This is a genomic window from Tepidamorphus gemmatus (assembly GCF_004346195.1).
In the GTDB taxonomy this organism is placed as follows: domain Bacteria; phylum Pseudomonadota; class Alphaproteobacteria; order Rhizobiales; family Tepidamorphaceae; genus Tepidamorphus; species Tepidamorphus gemmatus.
This window is the reverse complement of record NZ_SMAK01000007.1, coordinates 1-21,363: the sequence shown is the minus strand read 5'-3', so window position 1 is coordinate 21,363 and position 21,363 is coordinate 1. Positions and strand designations below refer to the sequence as shown.

Genomic DNA, 21,363 nt, shown 5'->3' with positions numbered 1-21,363 from the left:
CGGCAGAGCGGGGCGGGCAGGGTCGGGCGGGCAGCTACAGCCGGTGCCGTTGCCGCCAGGCGGCATGGATCGCGCCCGCCGTCATCAGGTCGAGATGCGCACCGCCGCCATTCTTGTAGACGGTGATCTCCTCGGGCGAGCGGCGTGCGGCTTCGCCGCGGTCGGCTGCCGGCACCAGATCGAACAGGTCGCCGGAAACGTCCGACTCGCTGATCACCCCCGCAGCGAGCGGGATCTTCAGTTCGCCGATCTCGTGCAGCGTCGTCTCGCGCGCATCGACGAACAGCCGGCCGCGGCGCAGCACGTCGTCGTCGGCCTGGCGCATGTCAGGTGTGTAGGCGCCGACGAGGTCGACATGGGCCCCGGGCCTGAGCAGCAGCCCCTTGATGAGCGGCGCGTGGCTCATGGTTGCTGTGCTGATCAGGTCGGCCTCGGCGACGGCCGCGTCCACGCTTTCCGCGATCTCGATCCGCCGGCCGGTGTCGGCAAGGCGTTGCGCCAGGGCTTCGGCGCGGCTGCGACTGCGGTTGGCGATCAGGATGCGGCGCAGCGACGGTCTGACCGCCAGATGCGCCCGGACCAGCGGTTCGGCCATGCTGCCGGCGCCCACCATCGCCATCGTCTCGATGTCCGGCCGCGCCAGCAGGTCCGCCCCGAGCGCCGAATCGCCCGCCGTCTTCCAGGCGGTGATTGCGGCGCCATCGATTGCCGCGGTGACGCGCCCGGTCTGCCCATCGAACAGCAGGAACTGCCCCTGTACCGCCGGCAGCGGCGGGTCGCGGTCGGGATTCTCCGGAAACACGGTCACCGCCTTCAGGCCGAGTGCCCCGCCCGGCTGCCAGGCGGCGCGGATCAGGAAGGCTGCGGCGCCGTCGCGCTGCAAGAGGTCGTCGATCCGCGGTCGCGCACCGCGATGCCCCTCTCTCAGTGCTGCCACCAGCGCGTGCCAGTCGAGCAGTTCGTTCACGGCGGGAGAATCGATCACGATCATCGCGGGTCCGTCCGGGTTCGGAAGTGCAATCAGCACGAAACATGCGCACGATATGTCCGGGCGTCGGTTGCTGCCACCTCCCGCAACGAGATGGACGCGCTGCTGGGCTTTGGTCACAATGCGCCGGAACGGGCCCATGGCGGCCCCAGGGAGGATAGGATGTGGTTGCGTCGCGTGGGTCTCGTCTCGATGGTCCTCCTGTCCGGTGCCTTGCTGGCCACGGACCCGCCGATGGCGGTTGCACAAGCCCAGGATAGCCGTATCGAACGGCGCATCGTCACCGTCGAGGATGGTGACTATTACGGTCACGATTACCAGACCCTGCGCGGCGTCCCGCTCGACCAGTGCGAGCAGGCCTGCATCGACGATACGGCCTGCAAGGCCTTCACCTACAACCGCAATGCCGGCTGGTGCTTCCTGAAGTCGGAGGCTGGCGAACTGAAGTCGTTCTCGGGTGCGATCGCCGGCCGGATCAGCGAGGTGACGGTCCGCGTCGAGACGCTGCCACCGCCGGATCTCAGCTTCGTGCTCGACTGGATTCTCGACGATGCCGCAACCCACGCTGCTCGTCTGCGGGCTGCGCCGGTGCCGCAGGGCGAGACCGCCCGCGCGCTGATCGCCGAGGCCCGCCGGGCGCTCGATTCCGGCGATCCGGAGGCAGCGGCTGACCTGTTCCGTCGTGCCGTGCCGCTCGCCCCCGGTGATGCCGCCGTGTTCACCGGTCTGGCGCGCGCACTCCTGGCAATGTCGCCGGGAGAGGAAGACAGCTACCGCATCAACAGCGAGGCCGTCTGGACGGCGGTGACGGCGGTCCGCGAGGCCAGGGACCGCACGGCCCGGGCCGAGGCCTATGACCTGCTGGCGCAGGCCCTCGAGCGCCAGCAGCGCTACCGGCCGGCGATCGAGGCCTACAAGGCGAGTCTGAAGCTGGTCGACTCGTCGGTCGTGAGGGAGGCCTTCGAGGAGCTGAGGCGGACCCACGGCTTCCGCGTCGTCGACTACAGCATCGATTCGGATGCCCCAAATCCGCGCATCTGCGTGCAGTTCTCGGAACAGCTTCAGGTCGGCCGCATCGACTTCACGCCCTTCGTGACGCTCGACGGACGCACCCCTCCTGCGGTGACCGCCGAGGGCGAGCAGCTGTGCGTGGACGGCATCCGTCACGGAGAACGCTACCGGCTGTCGGTGCGCCCCGGCGTGCCCTCTGTGGTCGACGAGACGACCGAGATCGCCTCGAACTTCGACATCTACGTTCCCGACCGCAATCCCGGCGTCCGCTTCGCCGGCCGCAGCTTCGTGCTGCCGCGGGTCGGCGCACGGGGTGTACCGGCGGTGACGGTGAACACCTCGCAGATCGAGATCGAGCTCTACCGGATCGGCGCGCGTGGCCTCACCAACATCGTCGGCGACGGCCCGTTCCTGCGCCAGCTCGACAACTGGGACGCCGAGCGGATCGCCGAACAGACGGGCGAGAAGATCTGGAGCGGCGCGCTCGAGGTCCGCAACGAACTGAACCGAGACGTCACCACGCTGTTCCCGATCGACGAGGCGTTGCCCGAGCGGCGGCCCGGCGTCTACGTGATGACCGCCAGGGCGGTCGGGGCGAAGCAGGAATACTGGGAGGCGAACGCCACCCAGTGGTTCATCGTCTCCGACGTCGGCCTCACCACGTTGATGGGACAGGAGGGCCTGCATGTCTTCGCCCGCTCGCTGGAGACGGCACGGCCGCTGGCGGGCGTCACCTTGCGGCTGCTGGCGCGCAACAACGAGGTGCTGGGCGAGGCGACGACCGACGCCGACGGCCACGCCCGGCTCGCTGCCGGACTGACCCGCGGCACCGGCGGCATGGCGCCCGGCGTGCTGACGGCCGAACACGGCGGCCTCGACTTCACCTTCCTCGACATGACCCGCCCGGGCTTCGACCTGACCGATCGCGGCGTGGCCGGCCGAGAGGCACCCGGCCCGCTCGACGTGTTCCTCTACACCGATCGCGGTGTCTACCGGCCGGGGGAAACCGTCAACCTGACGGCACTCGTCCGCGACGACACCGCCCAGGCCGTCGCCGGCCTGCCGCTGACGCTGATCGTCACACGTCCTGACGGGGTCGAGGACAGGCGGCTGATCGGCCGCGACGACGCCATGGGCGGGCATCTCTTCGCCCTGCCGATGATCGGCGACGCGATGCGCGGCTCATGGACGGTGGCCGCCTATACCGACCCGAAGGGACAGCCGGTCGCCTCGATCGACTTCCTCGTCGAGGATTTCGTGCCCGACCGCATCACGTTCGACCTGACCACCGCCGCCGCCGTCCTGCCGGCCACCGAACCGATCGAGGCCGAGGTCGACGGGCGCTTCCTCTATGGGGCGCCTGCCGCCGACCTGCGGCTCGAGGGCGACATCATCGTCGCGCCGAGCTCGGAACTGCCGGACTGGCCGGGTTATCGCTTCGGCCTAGCCGACGAGGAGGTGACACCTGTCCGCGAACCGCTCTACGACCTGCCACGCACCGGCGCGGACGGCAGGGCGACCTTCAGGATCGCCGCGCCGGCATTGCCGGACACGACCCGACCGCTCAAGGCACGCATCGACGTGCGCATGCGGGAGGGCGGCGGCCGGGCGGTCGAGCGCCGTCTCGAACTGCCGATCGAGACCGGCGTGCCGATGCTGGGCGTACGGCCGCTGTTTGCCGACGGCAGCGTGCCGGAGCGGACCAGCGCGGCCTTCGATGTCATTGCGCTCGACCCCTCCGGCAAACGCATCGCCCAGCGCGGCGTCCGCTGGGAGCTCCTGCGCGTCGACCGCAGTTTCCAGTGGTACCGGCTCGACGGCAGCTGGACCTACGACGCCGTGACGTATACCTCACGCGTCGCCGACGGCCGTATCGACCTGGCCGCCGACCAGCCGGCGCGGCTGACCGTCGACGTGGACTGGGGCCGCTACCGCCTCGAGGTCATGTCCCCGGATCCCGACGGTCCCGTCACCAGCATCGAGTTCACCGCCGGCTGGTATGTCGAGGCCAGCGACGCCGACAGCCCGGACTCCGTCGAACTCACCCTCGACAAGCCGTCCTACCGGGTCGGAGACACGGCGCGCGTGACCATCGCGCCGCGCATCGCCGGCACGGCGATCGTCGCGGTGATCGGCGAGACCGTTCTTGAGCGCCGTGAGGTCGACGTCGGTGATGCCGGTGGCACAGTCGAATTCACCGTCGATGCGAGCTGGGCACCCGGCGCCTACGTGACCGCGACGGTGCTGCGCCCGATGGGCGAGAATGCCTCGCTTATGCCGGCCCGCGCCGTCGGCCTCGCCTGGCTCGGGATCGACATGGCGGACCGCACCCTGACCGTCGATCTCGATCTCCCCGAGGTCGTCCGCCCGCGCGGCGAGATGTCGGTGCCCCTGGCGGTCGGCGGGCTTGCGCCGGGACAACAGGCCTATCTGACGGTTGCCGCGGTCGATGTCGGTATCCTCAACCTCACCGGTTTCCAGCCACCGGCGCCGGAGACCTGGTATTACGGCCAGCGCAAGCTCGCCATGGAGATGCGCGACATCTATGGCGCGCTGATCGACGGGCTCTCGGGCGAGGTCGGCCGGCTGCGCGCGGGCGGCGGCGAGGCGGCGGCCATGCAGGGCAGCCCGCCGACGCAGGAGCCCGTCTCGCTGTTTTCCGGGCTGGTGACCACGGATGCAGACGGGCGCGCGACCGTCAGCTTCGATATCCCCGAATTCAACGGCACGCTCAGGGTGATGGCGGTCGCCTGGACAAGGGATGGCGTTGGCCACGGCACGGGCGACGTCATCGTCCGCGATCCGGTGGTGATGCTCTCGAGCCTGCCGCGCTTCCTTGCGCCGGGTGACCGGTCGCGGCTGCGCATCGACCTCGACAACACCGACGGCCCTGCCGGCGCCTATGTGGTTTCGATCGACAGCCAGGGTCCCGTATCCGCCGGCACACCGGAACCGGCCGCGATGCTGCACATGGCCGAGAAGCAGAAGGCGGCGGTCTCGGTGCCGCTGACCGCCACCCGCATCGGCCAGGACCGGCTGCGCGTGCGGCTTGCCCATGAAAGCGGACTGGAGATCACGCAGGATCTCAACATCGGGGTGCGGGGCGCCGAGCCGCCGCTGAGCGAGCGCCGGGTCGTCTCGCTCGCTCCGGGCGCGAGCCTCACGCTGGACGGGGCGCTCGTCGCCGACCGGATCCCCGGCAGCGGCTTCGTCAGCCTGTCGGTCACCCGCGCCGGCGCGCTCGACATTCCCGCCATCATGGCGGCGCTCGACCGCTATCCGTATGGATGCGCCGAACAGCTGACCAGCCGCGGCATGCCGCTGCTCTACCTGTCCTCCGTCGCGCGCGACCTCGGCCTCGGCACCGAGCCGGAGCTGCGCGAGCGGATCGACAAGGCGATCAAGGACGTTCTGGCAAAGCAGTCCTCCGGCGGCGGCTTCGGCCTGTGGGGCCCCACCGGCGGCGGCGACCTGTGGCTCGACGCCTATGTCAGCGAGTTCCTGACGCGCGCCCGCGAGCAGGGCCATGCGGTGCCCGATCTCGCTTTCGGCCAGGCGCTGGACCACCTGTCCAACGGGCTCGCTGTGGCGACCGATGTCGAGGGGGAAGGCGTCCAGATCGCCTATGCGCTCTATGTGCTCGCCCGCAACAAGCGGGCAGCGATCTCCGACCTCCGCTACTATGCCGATACGCGGCTGTCCGACTTTCCGACCGCGCTTGCCAAGGCGCAGCTCGGTGCGGCGCTGGCACTCTACGGGGAGGCCGAGCGCGCCCGTCGGGCCTTTGCCGCCGCGCTGGAGAGTCTCGAGGGCAGCACCGGCAGCGGTTACCGATCCGACTACGGCTCGAGGCTGCGCGACGGCGCCGCCACCCTGACCCTCGTTGCCGAAAGCGGTGTCGGCGACGGTCCGATCCCGACGCTGCTGCAGGTCGTTGATGCCGAGCGCGCTGGCCGCCGCTACACCAGCACCCAGGAGGACGGCTGGATGCTGATGGCAGCCCATGCGCTGATCAACCGGTCCGGCGCGCTCAGGCTCGATGTCGACGGCGAGGTTGTCGAAGGCAACCTGTTGCGGCGCTATTCGGGCGAGCGGCTCGAGGGCCGGCCGGTCAGCATCCGCAACACCTCCGACCACGCCGTGACCGCCGTCCTGACCGCAACCGGCATCCCGCAAGTGCCGCGCGGTCCCGAGGCCAACGGATTCTCGATCACCCGCACCTATTACGACATGAACGGCGACCCGGTGCCGGTTGCCGAGGTCGCGCAGAACGACCGCTTCGTCGTGGTCATCGAGGTGACCGAGACCAGCGACTGGCCGAGCAAGGTGCTGGTCGTCGACATGCTGCCCGCCGGCTTCGAGATCGACAATCCGAGCCTCGTGGGATCGGCGGATCTGGCGGGTTTCGGCTGGCTGCCGGACGACGTCAACCCGGCCCATGTCGAGTTCCGCGACGACCGGTTCGTCGCTGCCTTCGAGCGCGACGGCAGGGGCGACCGGGAATTCTCGCTCGCCTATGTGGTGCGGGCCGTTTCGCCCGGCAGCTTCGTCCACCCGCCGGTGCATGTCGAGGACATGTATCGCCCCTATCTGAACGCGCGCGGCGAGACCGGCCGCCTCGAGGTGCTCGGTCCAAGGCCCTGACCGTCTGGCATCGGGGGCGGTGATGCGCGACGAAGGGGGGGCGACGGTTCGCGCGGTGGGGGGTGCGCTTGCCGCGATCGTACTCGTCGTGTCGATCGTTGCCGCCGCAGCCTTTCTTGCCGCGCCCGGCGGTGCCGAGACGGTCGCCCGCGCGCGCGCCATTGAAGTCTCCCGCGAGATCGTCGACCGCGACGGCGTGCTGCTCAGGCCCTTTGCCATCTCCGACGGGCGGTGGCGGCTCGCCGTGAACGCCGATGCCGTCGACAGCCGCTTCCTCGACATGCTGATCGCTTACGAGGATCGTCGATTCGCCAGCCATGCCGGTGTCGATCCGCTGGCGCTCGGGCGTGCCGCCTGGCAGCTGGTGACGTCGGGACGCATCGTCTCGGGCGGCTCGACGCTGACCATGCAGGTCGCCCGCCTGCTGACCCCCCGCGCCGAACGCAGCCTCGCTGCCAAGCTCGTTCAGATGCGCGACGCGATCCGGCTGGAGCTTGCCTTCGAGAAGCACGAGATCCTGTCGCTCTACCTGACACTCGCGCCCTATGGCGGCAATCTCGAGGGTGTCCGTGCCGCCTCGATCGCCTGGTTCGGCCGTGAGCCGCGCCGGTTGTCCCTTGCCGAAGCCGCCTTGCTGGTCGCGTTGCCGCAGGCGCCCGAGACACGCCGACCGGACCGCAATCCCGGCGCGGCGACGGCGGCCCGCAACCGGGTGCTGGAACGGATGGTCGCAGCAGGCGTCATCGAAGCCGATGAGGTTGCATCCGCCGTCGCGGCCAGTGTGCCGGCGGCGCGCCGCGACATGCCCCATCTTGCGCCGCACCTGTCGCGCCTCGTGGCGGCAACCGCGTGGGCGGGTGCGGAGCGTCGCCTCACCATCGACGCGGGCCTGCAGGCGCGGCTCGAGGCGCTGGCGCGCGACCGAGCCGCCGGACTGGGCGCGCGCATGTCGCTTGCGATTCTCGTCGCCGACCATTCCACCGGCGAGGTGCTGGCCGAAGTCGGTTCGGCCGACTTCTTCGACGCCGGCCGGGCCGGACAGGTCGACATGATACGCGCCGTCCGCTCGCCCGGCTCGACGCTGAAACCGCTGATCTATGGCCTCGCCTTCGAGGCGGGGCTCGCGCTGCCCGAGACGCTGATCGACGATCGCCCGACCAGCTTCGGCACCTACCGGCCGCGCAACTTCGACTTCGCCTATCAGGGTACGGTCAGCGTCCGGGAAGCGCTGCAGCAGTCGCTCAACATACCGGCGATCCGCCTGCTCGAGGCGGTCGGGCCCACCCGCCTCGTCGCGCGGCTGCGGCGCGCCGGCGCGACGCCGGTGCTGCCCCGGGGCGACGCGCCAGGCCTGCCGGTCGGCCTCGGCGGCGTCGGCATGACGATGGACGGTCTGGTGACCCTGTTCGCGGGTCTTGCCGCGGGCGGGCGGCCGGTTGTGCTGCGGCGCGAGGTCGCCGCCGGGCCCAGTCTGCCGGAGGACGAGGGGGAGTTCCTCGATGCGCGCGCGGCCTGGCTCGTCGGCGACATCCTGAAGGGAACGCCGCCCGCGCCCGGGCGGGCCGGTGCCGGCTTCGCCTACAAGACCGGCACCTCCTACGGCTTTCGCGACGCCTGGTCGGTCGGGTTTGACGGGCGCCATGTCATCGGGGTCTGGGTCGGCCGTCCGGACGGCGCCTCGGTTCCCGGCCTGTCGGGGCGGCTCACCGCCGCGCCGATCCTGTTCGACGCGTTCGAGCGCCTCGGCGGGCGTCGTGTGCCGCTGCCGCCACCGCCGGCCGGGACGCTGATCGCCGGCGCGGCCGACCTGCCGCCGGCGCTGCGCCGCTTCGAGCCGCTGCGGCCGATCGCCGGCCCCGTCGTGCCCGAGGCGCCGCCAACGATCGTCTTTCCGCCGGATGGCGCCCGCGTTGCCCTGCAGCATGCACCGGACGGCCGGCCGCGGCCGCTGGTCGTCAAGCTCGACGGCGGCCGTCCGCCTTTCCAGTGGTTCGCCAACGGCCGTCCCGTCGATGCCGCACAGCGTCGCCGTAGCGTCATCTGGCAACCGGACGGGTCCGGCTTCTCCACCCTTTCCGTCGTCGATGCCGACGGCAAGGCGACCAGCGTCACGGTGTTCCTGGAGCAGCCGACAGCATCGGCCCGGCGCTAGATCTTGGCGCGTCGCCATCCGGCAGCCCGTGCGTCCGACTCGCTGCAGAACCAGCGCTCGCCCCGGGCAAGATCGACCTGCGTCGCGGCGTAGTATTCCTGGCCGGGCACGTGGTAGATGCGCTGGCCGTTCGCCGCGATGTTGCCCTTGATGTTGCAGCCGGGGATGAGCCCGAAACTGCCTGCCCAGTCCCGCGCGAATGCCATAAGCCTCGGCTCGACCGTCAGGGCCGCAAGAGCCGCGGTACCGGCAGCCACCGTTGCGAGCGCGATCGCGGTGGAGAATGCGGGCGTGCCGATGCGGCTGGACGTCGGTCTGGTCATCGGTGCCCCAGTATCGGAGATGTTTGCTAAGACCAGCCTGACACCTTCAAGACAATCCTATCGGATATCGGAGCCGCGAGGCACCGGGATCTCCCGACGTTAACTCTTACCGAGACGTTAATTTGCAATTTGCCGACCGCTCGCCTTTCTTGGACTGCGGACGGCCACGACCGAAAGCTGAACGGAACTGGGCAATGACCGCTGCTCTGCGCACGGCCAAACCATCGATCCATGCCGATACGGGGGAGTCGGGGGCGCGCTGCGATCTGCCGCCGCTGGTGCTGGATCTCGATCGCAGTCTGATCCGCTGTGACATCCTGCACGAGACCGCGATCGGCTTCCTGCGCCGCAATCCGTTCGGCATCTTCAAGGTCGTCCGCTGGCTCATGCAGGGCCGCGCGGTCCTGAAGCGCCGGCTCGCCGAGCAGGTCGCCGTCGATGTCGACTCGCTTCCCGTCAACGAGGAACTCGCCGCCTATGCCGCGGCCGAGAAGGCCAAGGGCCGGCAGGTGGTGCTGGCGACTGCAACCGACCTGCTGCTTGCCACCGCCATCGCCAGACGCTTCCCGTTCATCGACCGGGTGATCGCCAGCGACGGTGTTACCAACATGAAGGGCGCGGCCAAGGCCGAGGCGCTGGCGCAGGCCTTTCCGGACGGCTTCTCCTACGCTGGCGACAGCAGCGCCGACCTACCCGTCTGGCGGCGCGCCGATACGGTCGTGCTGGTCGAGGCGCCCCGTCGCATCGAGCGTGAGGCAGCCCGGTTCCGTCCGGTCGAGGCGACGTTTCCGCGTCCGAGCATCGCTGCCGCCTTCGCCAAGGCGGCGCGGCTGCACCAATGGGCGAAGAACGGGCTGGTCTTCGTGCCCCTGGTGCTCGGCGGCGAGATCGGCAATACGGTTGCCTGGGCGAATGCCGCGATCGCCTTCGTCGCGATCGGCGTGCTCGCCTCCACCACCTATCTGCTCAACGATCTGTTCGACCTGCCCGAGGACCGCCGTCACTGGTCGAAGCGGCTGCGGCCGCTGGCCAGCGGGCACATGCCGATCTCCACTGCCGTGCTCTCCCTGCCGATCGGCTTTGCCCTGGCCTTCGGCCTTGCCGCGATTGTCGGCGCGGCGGCCGTGGCGCTGCTCGCGGCGTATCTGATCCTGACCGTCGCCTATTCGATGGCGCTGAAGCGGCAGCCGATCGTCGATGCCTTCGTGCTGGCGCTGCTCTTCACCATGCGACTCGGCCTGGGAATTGCCTCGGCCGGTGTCGTGGTCTCGCCGTGGCTGCTGGTCTTCTCGATGTTCCTGTTTGCCTCGCTGTCCTTCGCCAAGCGGCATACCGAGGTCGAACGCATGGCCGCCCTCGGCGAGCGCCGGATCGCCGGCCGCGGTTACATCACCACCGACGGTCCACTGCTGCTGGCCATGGGTGTGGCCAGCGGGCTGGCCGCAATCGTGATCATGGTGCTCTACCTGATCAACGATGCCTTCAAGGTCGGGCTGTATGCGAATCCGATCTGGCTCTGGGCCTTTCCGCCGATCCTGTTCCTGTGGATCGGCCGCGTCTGGCTGCTGTGCCAGCGCGGCGAGCTCAACGACGATCCGGTCGCCTTCGCCATCCGCGACCGCACCAGCCTGATGCTCGGCGCGGTAATGGGGCTGACCTTCCTCGGCGCCTGGTACGGGCTCGGCGCGTGAACCGAACGCTCATCGCGCAGATCCTGCGCTTCCTGCTGCTGGGCGGGCTCGCCGCCGCGATCAACTGGCTCGTCCGCTTTCCGCTATCGCTGGTGCTGCCGTTCTCCGCGGCGATCCTGGTCGCCTACGCCATAGGCATGACGGCCGGCTTTGCCCTCTACCGGGCCTATGTGTTCCCGGGTTCAACCGTGCCGATCGGACGGCAGGTCGCGGTGTTCCTGATCGTCAATGCGGCCGGAGCGGTGGTGGTCTGGTCGGTGGCGATGCTCCTCGTCGCGCGCGTCTTCCCGGCCGCCGACTACGCCTTCATGCCCGAGGCGACCGCCCACGGCATCGCCATCGCGGTGGGCGCGGCGGTCAACTTCGTCGGCCACAAGTTCCTGACCTTTCGTCACGCCGCAGGTCGCCACGCCGCAAGCGCCGATATTCCGGCTCAGCGGCCGGCCGGCAGGCTGGCATCGTAGTCGGCGAGATCGGTGATGTCGGTATCGCTCAGCGCCTGCGTCACCGTGAACATCATCCCGAACTGATCGCCGCCCCGCTCGCCGGCCCGGTAGCGCTTCAGCGCATGTTCCAGGCAGAGCGCGTTCTGCCCGGCGATGTTCCGATAGGTCGGCACCGGCGAGATGCCGACCGGACCATGGCAGGAGGCGCAGATCGCCGCCTTCTCGAGCCCCGCCGCTCCGCCCGGCCCGGACGCAGCCGCCGATCCGCTGGTCGCGAGCCCCGCCAGGACGGCAATGATCGAGGAGATCGGTCGCATGCGCTCGCCTCGTTGATCATGCGGAAGATCGCTGACGGCAGACGTCTGACCGGCGGGTGTCGGCGAGATTGGGACAGTTTCCGCATCGGTGAACCCGGTTCGCCGTCAGGATGTACGACGTGACGGGAAGCAGGAGCGGAACAGCGGTTGCGATCAGCGTGCAGCCCGCCGGTTCTTCGCAACGATGTCGGGCAACCCGTTCACGTGCCGTGTGCAGGCCGACGCCACGGCTACGGCGACGCCTTCCGGCGGTCGCCCGGGCGCGAGCTGCCTTGCCATTCAGTCGCGACCGCGTTGCGCCGGACGTCCGGTCCCGTGCCCGTTTAGCCGACCCCTCTCGACACCGGAACGTCGCAACCTCGGCAGCCTCTCGCCCGGAACGCATCATCGGATCGCGGCTGCGATGATCCGCGTTACCCGACCCTGCGATGCAAGCCGGCGCTCACCGGTCCGCCCTCGGTCAGTTCGATCCCCGACAGCCGCCGGTCGAGATGGCGCGCCCGCCAGGCCAGCAGCTTCTCTGCCATTTCCAGACGGATCGCGGCATAGGCCGGGTCGTTCGCCCGGTCCACCAGTTCGCCGGGCTCGCGCTCGAGATCGAACAGGAGCGGCGGCAGGCCGGCGAAGTGGACATACTTGTAGCGCTCGCTGCGGATCACGGCCAGGTTGAGCGCATCGAGCGGCAGTCCGAACGCCGCCTCCGTCTCGCCTGTCGCGACCTCGCGGAAATCGAACTCCCAGTGCGCTTCGGCGCGCCAGCCGGGCGGCGTTTCGCCGCGCAGGAACGGCATCAGCGAACGCCCGTCGAGATGGTCCGGCACCTCGGCGCCGATCCGCTCCAGGATCGTCGGCATGATGTCGATCGACTCGGTGAAGGATTCGACGACGGTGCCGCCGGCCGTGGTCTTCGGGTCGCGGATGATCAGCGGCACGTGATAGCTCGCGTCGAACCAGCCGAGCTTGCCGAACAGCCACTGGTCGCCCAGCATCTCGCCGTGATCGCTGGTCAGGATCACCATCGTGTCGGCGGCAGCGCCCGCCTCGTCCAGCCCGTCGAGGATGCGGCCGATCTGTGCGTCGACCTCGGAGACCATGCCCCAGTAGGTAGCGCGGATCTGCCGCCGTGCCGCGTCATCCCACTCGCTGATCAAGCCCTCAGCGCCGTACACGAAGCTGCCCTTGCGGATCGACGCCAGGCTGTAGGCGAGGAAGGGATGTAGGGCCGCAGCCTCCGCGGCGGTCGGCTGGCGCACGAAAACCGTGGCCGCTTCCGGCGGATACATCGAGGCATAGGGTTCCGGCACGATGAAGGGCGGGTGCGGCCGCAGGAAGCTCACATGCGCGAACCACGGGCCGTCCTGCTCCCACAGCCAGCGCAGGAACTCGTTGGTCAGGAACGCGGTCTCGGTCTCGTCCGGCCCGTAGACCGGCGCCGCCCCGGCCGGCGGATCGGCCGGCGCATTCCTGGGCAGGTAGATGTCGAGCCCGGCCGGCACCTCGACGCCGCGGCCCCTCAGCCAGGACAACCACGGCCGCGCATGCTCGGGCAGCAACACCCTGACGCTCATCCCGGGCAGCACGCTCTCGTAGGTCGTCAACGCCGGATCGCGTCCCGAGCGGTCGCGCGGATCGAGCGAGACGTCGGTATAGCCAAACTGGGTGGGATCGTAACCCGCCCGGCGCATCGCCAGCGCCAGCGTGTCGTGGCGCCGGTCGAGCGGCGTGCCGTTGCGGCAGACCCGGTTGGTCATCTGGTAGAGGCCGGTATAGAGGCAGGCCCGCGCCGGCGAGCATGGCGCGGCTTGGCCGAAATGCCGCGCGAAGCGCACGCCCTCGCCGGCCAGCCGGTCGATGTTGGGGGTGCGCACCACCGGATGGCCGGCCGCACCGAAGGTATCGCCGCGCCACTGGTCGGCCGTGATCAGCAGAATGTTGGTCATGCGAGCGCGCCTCGGTCGCCTCTGCCCAGCCGGTTAGCCAAGAACGATGACAGCAAGGCGACAGCTGTCATACACTTGTCAAGGCGGCCTGCTAACGCCGGGGGCCGACGCGGGGTTGCAGCCTGATCGCAGCCTCCTCGCGCGGGAGAACCCCGTTTCGGCCGTATCAATCGGGAGGCAGAACATGACGACAGTAAACCGCCGTTCCATGCTGAAGGCGACCGCCGCAACCGGAGCCGTGCTCGCCGCTCCGGCGATCCTGCGCGCCTCCGACGCGCTCGCCTCATCTGGCACCGTCAACGTCTTCGCCTGGGGCGACTACGTCCAGGACAACATCAAGGAAGCCTTCGAGAAGGCGACCGGCATCACCATGAACCTCTCGACCTATGGCTCGAACGACGAGGCCGAGAACAAGCTGCGGGCCGCCGGCGGCAAGGGCTTCGACGTCGTGTTCCCGTCCGTCGATACCGGGCCGAACTACTACAAGGACAATCTGCTTGCCGAGATCGATGAGAACAAGCTCGAGGTGAACCGGGTGATCCCGTCGATCTACCGCGCGTCGATCAGCCTCGGCGCCACCAACCGCGGCAAGCGCTATCTCGTGCCGTGCGACTGGGGCACCGAGGCGATCACCTGGAACAACGAGGTGCTGCCGATCGAGTCCGCGGCCCTGTCCTATGGCGACCTGTGGCGCGAGGATCTGGTTGGCAAGGTGGCCGTCCGCCAGAAGTCGGTGCTGGTGTCGCTGGCGATCTATCTCGACGCCACCGGCGAGGTGAAGTCCGACCGGGCGATGGACCTCTACAAGTCGGCGGACGAGTGCAAGCGCGTCTTCGAGGCAGTCACCGACTGGGCGATCAAGCACAAGAAGAACATCGGCGCGTTCTGGAACAACGCCACCGAGGCGACCGCCGCCTTCACGGATGCGGGCTGCGTCATCGGCCAGACCTGGGACACCACGGGCCTGCTGCTCAATCGCGACAACAGCCCGAAGTGGCAGTACTCGATGCCGAAGGAAGGCGGGCTTGCCTGGCTCGACACCATGGCGATCCCGTCCGGCGCCGAGAATGTCGAACAGGCCTATGCCTTCATCAACTTCATGCTGAGCCCCGAGACCGGCGGCATGTTCGCCAACAACACCGGCTACAACTCGGCGGCCGTCGGCGCCGAGAACTTCCTCAACGAGGCCCAGAAGAAGGGCTTTGCGATGGCCTATCCGACCCAGGAGGCGATCGACAATCTGTGGTGGTGGCCGGCACAGACCGACTTCTTCGCCTCGCTGCGCTCGGAGTATTCCGAGAAGCTGACCAACGCCTGAGCGGGCGGTCGGGCGACACCGGACCGCGCGCCACGGCGGTCCGGTAAAGGGCCGGCGGCCTCTGCCGCCGGTCTGCGACGACAGCGGGTGGGGCAGAGATGGTTGTCGGCGTGACGGGCGAACTGCGCGGCAAGAACGTCGTCCTTGACGGCGTGACCATGGTCTTCGGTGACTTCACCGCCGTCCACCGCACCGATCTCGAGGTCAAGGCAGGCGAGTTCTTCTCGATTCTCGGCCCGTCGGGCTGCGGCAAGACCACCATCCTGCGGATGATCTCCGGCTTCCTCGAACCGACCTCGGGACGCATCCTGATCGGCGGGGAGGACATGGCCGGAATCGGCCCGAACCGTCGGCCCACCGCACTGATCTTCCAGAACCTGGCGCTGTTTCCCCTGATGCCGGTCTGGGAGAACGTCGCCTTCGGTCTCGAGGCGCGTGGCATGCCGAAGAGGCAGCGTCGCGAACGGGCCATGCAGCTGATCGAACTCGTCGCGCTGAAGGGGCACGAGAACAAGCGGCCCACCGAACTCTCCGGCGGTCAGCGCCAGCGCGTCGCCATTGCCCGCGCACTCGCGGTGGAGCCGTCGGTGCTGCTGCTCGACGAGCCGCTGTCGGCGCTCGATCTGAAGCTGCGCCAGCACATGCGCGCCGAGTTGAAGGCGATCCAGCGCAAGACCGGTGTCACCTTCATCTACATCACCCACGACCAGGGCGAGGCGCTGACCATGTCCGACCGCATCGCCGTGATGAACCAGGGGCGGATCGAGCAGGTCGACACCACCGACATGCTCTACGACAATCCGGCGACGCCGTTCGTCGCGACCTTCGTCGGCGAGCAGAACGTGTTCCGCGGCAGGGTGGTCGAGGCAGCGGAAGGCTTCGCCGTCATCGAGGGTCCGTCAGGCCGCCTGCGCGGGCGCAACCGGGACGGACTTGCCCCCGGCGCCGAGGCATTGCTGTTCGTGCGGCCGGAACGGATGCAGTTCCTCAACGGCGCTGCCCTCGACAACGAGATCGCAGCCGCGGTCGACCGCCGCGATCTCGAAGGGCCGTTCGTCAACGTGTTCCTGCGGCGTGACGGCAACGAGATCATGGTGCATCTCACCAATTCCGGCGCCGCCGGCCGCAACCTCACCGGCGAGCAGCGGATCGGCTTCGCGGCGGCCGATGCGCTCGTGCTGCCGGCCGGGGAGCTCGCGCGTGAGTGATCTGCTGCGCACCTACGGGCGCGGTCTGGCCGGGCTGTTCATCGCCCTGACGGCGGTCTGGATCCTGGTGATGATCCTGGTGCCGCAGCTGTTCATGATCGAGCGTTCGCTGTGGAACCGCACGGTCTCCACCGACATCTCGCTCAGGATCGACCGCGCCTACAACGAGGTCAGTCTTCTGGAGCTCGACTCGCAGAACGCGACCGAGGCGGAACGGCAGGAGCTGGCCGAGAGGATCTCGGCGTTGCGCGCGCAGATCGCCGAATGGGAGGCGGAGGAAACCGATCCGCCGAAGGTCTATTCGCTCTACAACTACACACGCATGTCGGCGCTGCACGTCCGCATCTTCGTCAAGACGATCTTCTACTCCGCGCTGGTGACCATCCTGGCGCTCGTCGTCTGCTATCCGATCGCCTATGCGGTGGCGCAGGTGGCGACCCCGCAGCGTGCCGCCTTCCTGCTGCTCGGGCTCATCATCCCGTATGCCATCAATGAGCTCCTGCGCGTCTATGCCTGGCTGATGATCCTCGACTATCAGGGGGTGCTGAACACCATGCTGAGCTGGATCGGCGTCACCGACCTCGCCGCCGGGCAGTGGATACCCTTCCTGGAATCCCCCGCCGCCGTCTTCGTCGCGATGGTCTACGCCTACATCCTGTTCATGGCGTTCCCGATCTACAACACGCTGGAGACGCTCGACCGGAACCAGATCGAGGCGGCGCGCGATCTCGGCGCCTCGACGTGGCGGATTCACTGGCGCGTCGCGATTCCGCACGCCAAGCCCGGCATCGCGGTCGGCTGCATCATGACCTTCATGCTGTCGGCCTCGTCCTACTCGGTGCCGCAGATCATGACCCGGGGAACCTCCGGCGACTGGTTCAGCCAGACGATCTACCGGCAGTTCTTCGAATCGAACAACTGGAACCAGGGCGCGGCCTACGCCTTCACCCTGCTCGTCGTGTGCATCCTGTTCATCTTCCTGATGATGATGATCTTCAGGGTCGGCATCCGCGATATCGCGAGGTGAGGGGGATGACCGCCACGACCGCCGCTGCACCCGCCACACCCGTCCGCGCCAGCCGCGAGGGGCGCTGGGCCGATACGGTCCTCAACGTCTATCTGGCGATCTTCTTCCTCTACCTGTTCGCGCCGCTGCTCGTCATGGCGCTCGCCGCCTTCAATGCCTACGACTATCCCTCCGTCACCCAGTGGCGCGGCTGGACGCTGAAATGGTTCGGCGAGCTCGCCCGCGACCAGCGCATCCTGCAGGGCCTGTGGAACTCGATCGTGGTCGGCATCGGTGTCATCGCCGTGTCGGTGCCGCTCGGCCTGTCGGGCGCCTTCATCCTGACCCGGCTGCAGTCGCGCTGGACCGGCCTCCTCTACGGCGTGCTGGTCTCGCCGATCCTCACCCCCGGCATCATCCTCGGCATCTCGACGCTGATCTTCTGGCGGACCTTCGATGTGCCGGGCGGTCTGTTCGTTGCGGCCATGGCGCAGGCAACCTTCATCGCCTCGTACTGCATGCTGATGTTCATGGCGCGCCTGCAACGCCAGGACCGCAGTCTGGAAGAGGCCGCGCTCGATCTCGGCGCCTCCAACCTTCTGGTGTTCCGGCGGATCACGTTGCCCTTCCTGACTCCGACCATCTTCACCGCGGCGGTGATTGCCTTCCTGCAGTCGATCGAGAACTACAACACCACGGTCTTCGCCATCGGCGGCAACTGGACTCTGGTCACCGAGATCGGCTCGCGCTTCCGCTTCGGGCTGTCGCCGGTGATCAATGTCATCGGGGTGATCTTCGTCGTCATCACCGTGATCGCCGCCACGGTCTACGTGCTCCTGATGGAGCGCGACCGCAAGGCGCGCAGCGCACGGTAGCCATGCGATCGACGCGGGCACGAGCGGCCGCATGCGGTTCCGCCGCGGCAACCCGGACGGCAGGACGGCCGATCCAAGATCGCGATGGGGCCACCGGTGGATCCAGCCCGACCCCGGCGCCGCACCTCGTGCCGGCCGGGATGACGCCGACCGGGCGTGCCGAGAGGTCCGCTCCCGCGACCCGCCGATGGTCTGCACGATGCGCCTGACCTTCCGCTGCCTGCCGGGCTACGAATCGATCCTGCCGAAGCCGGTGGCGGCGCGGACCGCGCTGCCGGACTGGCTGAGGGCGATGCCGGCGACAACCGTGAGCGAGACGCTGGGCGGCCTCGAGGTGCGCACGCTCAAGCACTGTCCGCCGCTGATCGACGCCCTGTCGGCGGGCGTGCTGATGCCGCTCGCCGCAGACCTGACGGTTGCTGGCGGCGAATTGTCCTGGGACTGGGAGGCGCCGCGCGTGCCGGGCCTGCGGCACACGCGCTCGCCGATCGGTCTGCACGTTCCCGAGCAGGTGCGTGGCGTGCCGCTGCCGGCGGCAGACGGACAGTTCGTGGTGAAGTTCACCAATTTCTGGGCGCTGGAAGCGCCGGAAGGGTGGTCCATCCTGTTCGTCCATCCGCTCAACCGCGAGGATCTGCCATTCCGGACGCTGGCCGGCCTGGTCGATTGCGACCGGTTCTCCGACGGCTTCGTGCATTTCCCGGCGCTATGGACCGACCCCGGCTTCGAGGGCGTGCTGCCGGCCGGGACGCCGGTCGCCCAGGCGATCCCTGTCCGGCGGGAAGCCGTCGAGATCGTGGCGGAAACGATGGACGTCGGCCATATGGCGGCCTACCGGGACATCGAGGAAGGCCTGTCGGCGGATCCCGGTCTTTACAGAAGGACGTTCCGGGTCGGGCCGGGATAGGGGCACCGGCGAGGCTGTGCCCGGCGACCGGCAAGGGCAATGAGGGGCGTCGTCACCGAGCCGGAACCATCCCTGGCCCCGACCCGGTTCCGGCCTTGGGCGGTGTGCGGGCGCCTCAGGCGGCGCGCACGCGCTCGACGAAGCCGTTGACCTCCTGCCGCAGGCGTTCGGCCTGGTCGGCCAGTCCACGCGCCGCTCCCAGCACCTGACTGGCGGCACTGCCGGTCTGGCTGGCCGCCGACGAGACGCCGGCGATGTTGGCACTGACCTCGCCGGTGCCGCTCGAGGCCTGCTGGACGTTGCGGGCGATCTCGTCGGTGGCCGCGCCCTGTTCCTCGACGGCCGAGGCGATGGCCGTCGAGATCTCGTTGATCGAGACGATCGTGTCGCCGATCTCGCGGATCGCCCGCACTGCCTCCGCGGTGGCCGCCTGGATGTCGGAGATCTGCTGGCCGATCTCCTCGGTCGCCTTCGAGGTCTGGCTGGCGAGCGCCTTGACCTCCTGCGCCACCACCGCGAAGCCCTTGCCGGCGTCGCCGGCGCGCGCCGCCTCGATGGTCGCGTTCAGCGCCAGCAGGTTGGTCTGCTCGGCGATCGAGTTGATCAGTTCGACCACCTCGCCGATCTTCTGGGCCGTTGCGGCGAGACCCTCGACCGTCCTGTTGGTGGCACTGGCGCTGGTCACGGCACTCGCCGCGATGCCGGCGGCGTGCTGGACCTGGCGGGCGATCTCGCCGATCGAGGAGGACAGTTCGTCGGCCGCCGAGGCGACGCTGTTGACGTTCGTCGACGCTTCCTCCGACGCGGCCGATACCGCGACGGCCCGCCGGTTCGTCTCCTCGGCTGTCGCGGCCATCGACCGGGCGGTCGCTTCCATCTCGACGGCGGCCGACGACACCTTTTCGACGACGCCGCCCACGCTGGCGAGAAAACTGTCCGCGAGTTCGTTCATCATCCGCCGTTTCTCCTCGGCGGCCAGCCGGTCGCGCTCGGTCTGCTCGGCCTCGAGGCGCGCCACCTCCTCGGCATTCCTTCGGAAGACCTCGACCGCGGCCGCCATGGCGCCGACCTCGTCCCGACGCTCGAGGCCAGGCACCGCGATGTCGCGTTCACCGTCGGCAAGCCGCGTCATCGCAAGGCGGATCGCCTCGAGGGGGCGCAGCACGCGTGCGGCGACGATCCAGAATGCGAGAGCCGCGCCGCCGGTCGCGACCAGGAGCGCGCCGAGGCCGAAGATCATCCAGGTGCGCGCCGTGCGGGCCATTTCCGCCGTCAGCGCATCAATCTCCTGTCCCGCTGTGCGGTTGAGCTCCAGGATCGCGTCGATGCCCCTGGTGGCCGCCGCGATCCACTCGTCGGCGGTCATCGGATACGGTTCACCACTGGCGCTGGCGTTGATCAGCCTCCGACGCGCATCGCCGACCGAGCCGATATACTCGCTTTCGACGGCCGCAATCGCGCGATCGATGGCCTGCGAGGTATTCAGTTCCTCGGCAATGAGCTTGACGGTTTCCCAGGCATGGTCGATGCGGCCGCGAAAACCTGCCACGGTCTGCAGCTGCCCGCTGCCGAGAGGGGTGCCTTGCGCGACCGCGCCGCCGAGCAGCGCCCGTTCGCGGCCGGCGAATTCGCTCATCACCCAGATCGCGTCCTTCATCGACTGGAGATGGGCCGTCCGCGCCGTCGCGGATTCGAGTGACAGATCGAGCGCGCGGCGCAGCCTCTGGGTGGCGTCGATGAGATCTGTCAGCGCCGCCCCGGCATCCGCCGCTGCCGCCTGCGGGCGTTCGCTCTTCGGCATGGCGAGCTGGCTGTCGATCGTGCGGCGGACCGCCGAGATCGCAGCATAGGCGGCGCGGGCGTCGTCGAACTCGTGGAGATCGCTGCCCCCCATCGCCTCCAGCGCCCCGATCGCTGCCGCGAACTCTGCATCCGCCGTTTCGCGCGCCCTGGTGATCGCCGCCAGGCGATCCGGGCTCGACTGGGCGGCCGCGTTCAGGCCGGTGACGGTCAGACCGCGCTCCGCGGCGAGGCTGCCCGCGGTTGCCAGGAGCCGGTCGCCGACCGCGTTGTAGGACTGGGTCAGTTGGGCCGCAGCCTGCTGCTCCCACATGTGGCGGGCATTTTCTGCCGCCAGGAGCACCGCGAGGCCGGCCAGCAGGCCGGTCACGCCGTAGAGAATCGCCTTCAGGGATAGGGATTTCATGGAGTCCACCTGCATATCTTGTTGTCGATCTCTGCTCGCGGAGATCTCGCCGGCCCGATCGTCGTCGGAGTTCCTGAAAGTATGGTTAACGGAATTAAATATAGATGTATTTCTGATCGGACGATCAAATCGTGCGTGTGCTGAGATTCTATCACGAGACGATCAACACGCACGTCATCAAAGTATCCTGCAGGAGTGGCTTATGAAATTCAGAGCGTGTTTGAGAAGGGGGATTCCCAGGGCGACTCCTGTATGATTCATGGGGTGTCGGCTTTTCCGAACCGAGGTCGACACCGATGCGGCGCCGCCGCCGTGCCTATCCGACCGATCT

Annotated in this window: 14 protein-coding genes; 9 read left to right on the top strand and 5 right to left on the bottom strand. The window is 68.7% G+C overall.

The features are described 5' to 3' along the window. Positions 1 to 34 precede the first annotated feature (34 nt). Positions 35 to 991, bottom strand: coding sequence for an ornithine cyclodeaminase family protein (locus EDC22_RS11895; RefSeq protein WP_132806887.1), 957 nt, complete (start codon positions 989 to 991; stop codon positions 35 to 37). Positions 992 to 1,222: 231 nt separating this feature from the next. Between EDC22_RS11895 and EDC22_RS11890 the strand changes: the two genes are divergently transcribed. Together EDC22_RS11890 and pbpC are read left to right on the top strand one after the other, a co-directional pair. Further along, positions 1,223 to 6,643: an alpha-2-macroglobulin family protein gene (locus EDC22_RS11890; protein ID WP_132806886.1), complete on the top strand. Its 5,421-nt coding sequence runs from the start codon at positions 1,223 to 1,225 to the stop codon at positions 6,641 to 6,643. 22 nt (positions 6,644 to 6,665) lie between these two features. Then, positions 6,666 to 8,795: a penicillin-binding protein 1C gene (pbpC, locus tag EDC22_RS11885; protein WP_132806885.1), complete on the top strand. Its 2,130-nt coding sequence runs from the start codon at positions 6,666 to 6,668 to the stop codon at positions 8,793 to 8,795. Here pbpC and EDC22_RS18105 read toward each other — a convergent pair. Next, complete coding sequence (locus tag EDC22_RS18105) at positions 8,792 to 9,118, bottom strand: sunset domain-containing protein (protein WP_245499739.1); 327 nt, start codon at positions 9,116 to 9,118, stop codon at positions 8,792 to 8,794. The genes pbpC and EDC22_RS18105 overlap by 4 nt on opposite strands. Positions 9,119 to 9,312: 194 nt before the next feature. On the opposite strand from EDC22_RS18105, the gene EDC22_RS11875 reads away from it, so the two are divergent. Next, positions 9,313 to 10,809 carry a UbiA family prenyltransferase gene (locus tag EDC22_RS11875; RefSeq protein WP_132806884.1) on the top strand — a complete coding sequence of 499 codons (1,497 nt, stop codon included), beginning with the start codon at positions 9,313 to 9,315 and terminating at the stop codon, positions 10,807 to 10,809. Continuing rightward, positions 10,806 to 11,273 carry a GtrA family protein gene (locus tag EDC22_RS11870; RefSeq protein WP_132806883.1) on the top strand — a complete coding sequence of 156 codons (468 nt, stop codon included), beginning with the start codon at positions 10,806 to 10,808 and terminating at the stop codon, positions 11,271 to 11,273. The genes EDC22_RS11875 and EDC22_RS11870 overlap by 4 nt, the downstream gene beginning before the upstream one ends. On the opposite strand, the gene EDC22_RS11865 is transcribed toward EDC22_RS11870, so the two are convergent. Both EDC22_RS11865 and EDC22_RS11860 read right to left on the bottom strand, forming a co-directional pair. Next, on the bottom strand, positions 11,243 to 11,572 hold the full coding sequence (locus EDC22_RS11865) for a c-type cytochrome (RefSeq protein ID WP_132806882.1): 330 nt from the start codon (positions 11,570 to 11,572) through the stop codon (positions 11,243 to 11,245). The two genes, EDC22_RS11870 and EDC22_RS11865, sit on opposite strands and share 31 nt — an antisense overlap. A 413-nt stretch (positions 11,573 to 11,985) precedes the next feature. Continuing rightward, positions 11,986 to 13,512 carry an alkaline phosphatase family protein gene (locus EDC22_RS11860; RefSeq protein WP_132806881.1) on the bottom strand — a complete coding sequence of 509 codons (1,527 nt, stop codon included), beginning with the start codon at positions 13,510 to 13,512 and terminating at the stop codon, positions 11,986 to 11,988. Positions 13,513 to 13,696: 184 nt separating this feature from the next. On the opposite strand from EDC22_RS11860, the gene EDC22_RS11855 reads away from it, so the two are divergent. The 5 genes from EDC22_RS11855 to EDC22_RS11835 all read left to right on the top strand — a co-directional run bounded on the left by EDC22_RS11855 (position 13,697) and on the right by EDC22_RS11835 (position 18,826). Continuing rightward, the gene (locus tag EDC22_RS11855; RefSeq protein WP_132806880.1) at positions 13,697 to 14,830 is read left to right on the top strand and encodes an extracellular solute-binding protein; all 1,134 of its coding nucleotides are present in this window, start codon (positions 13,697 to 13,699) and stop codon (positions 14,828 to 14,830) included. 98 nt (positions 14,831 to 14,928) lie between these two features. After that, on the top strand, positions 14,929 to 16,038 hold the full coding sequence (locus EDC22_RS11850; RefSeq protein ID WP_207903768.1) for an ABC transporter ATP-binding protein: 1,110 nt from the start codon (positions 14,929 to 14,931) through the stop codon (positions 16,036 to 16,038). Further along, entirely contained in the window at positions 16,031 to 17,065 is a 1,035-nt protein-coding gene (locus tag EDC22_RS11845) for an ABC transporter permease (RefSeq protein WP_245499738.1), read from the top strand. The genes EDC22_RS11850 and EDC22_RS11845 overlap by 8 nt, the downstream gene beginning before the upstream one ends. 5 nt (positions 17,066 to 17,070) lie before the next feature. Next, positions 17,071 to 17,919 carry an ABC transporter permease gene (locus EDC22_RS11840; protein ID WP_132806878.1) on the top strand — a complete coding sequence of 283 codons (849 nt, stop codon included), beginning with the start codon at positions 17,071 to 17,073 and terminating at the stop codon, positions 17,917 to 17,919. 199 nt (positions 17,920 to 18,118) lie between these two features. Then, a complete protein-coding gene (locus tag EDC22_RS11835) occupies positions 18,119 to 18,826 on the top strand; it encodes a hypothetical protein (protein ID WP_132806877.1) in 708 nt (235 codons plus the stop codon). Positions 18,827 to 18,941: 115 nt separating this feature from the next. Here the strand turns inward: EDC22_RS11835 and EDC22_RS11830 are convergent, their stop codons facing one another. Further along, on the bottom strand, positions 18,942 to 21,032 hold the full coding sequence (locus EDC22_RS11830) for a methyl-accepting chemotaxis protein (protein ID WP_165926887.1): 2,091 nt from the start codon (positions 21,030 to 21,032) through the stop codon (positions 18,942 to 18,944). Positions 21,033 to 21,363 lie beyond the last annotated feature (331 nt).

Coding starts and splice junctions, on each gene's coding strand:
- pbpC (WP_132806885.1), top strand. CDS start 6,666: ATGCGCGACGAAGGGGGGGCGACGGTTCGCGCGGTGGGGGGTGCGCTT.
- EDC22_RS11840 (WP_132806878.1), top strand. CDS start 17,071: ATGACCGCCACGACCGCCGCTGCACCCGCCACACCCGTCCGCGCCAGC.
- EDC22_RS11865 (WP_132806882.1), bottom strand. CDS start 11,572: ATGCGACCGATCTCCTCGATCATTGCCGTCCTGGCGGGGCTCGCGACC.
- EDC22_RS11855 (WP_132806880.1), top strand. CDS start 13,697: ATGACGACAGTAAACCGCCGTTCCATGCTGAAGGCGACCGCCGCAACC.
- EDC22_RS11875 (WP_132806884.1), top strand. CDS start 9,313: ATGACCGCTGCTCTGCGCACGGCCAAACCATCGATCCATGCCGATACG.
- EDC22_RS11890 (WP_132806886.1), top strand. CDS start 1,223: ATGGCGGTTGCACAAGCCCAGGATAGCCGTATCGAACGGCGCATCGTC.
- EDC22_RS11850 (WP_207903768.1), top strand. CDS start 14,929: ATGGTTGTCGGCGTGACGGGCGAACTGCGCGGCAAGAACGTCGTCCTT.
- EDC22_RS11860 (WP_132806881.1), bottom strand. CDS start 13,512: ATGACCAACATTCTGCTGATCACGGCCGACCAGTGGCGCGGCGATACC.
- EDC22_RS18105 (WP_245499739.1), bottom strand. CDS start 9,118: ATGACCAGACCGACGTCCAGCCGCATCGGCACGCCCGCATTCTCCACC.
- EDC22_RS11835 (WP_132806877.1), top strand. CDS start 18,119: ATGCGCCTGACCTTCCGCTGCCTGCCGGGCTACGAATCGATCCTGCCG.
- EDC22_RS11895 (WP_132806887.1), bottom strand. CDS start 991: ATGATCGTGATCGATTCTCCCGCCGTGAACGAACTGCTCGACTGGCAC.
- EDC22_RS11830 (WP_165926887.1), bottom strand. CDS start 21,032: ATGAAATCCCTATCCCTGAAGGCGATTCTCTACGGCGTGACCGGCCTG.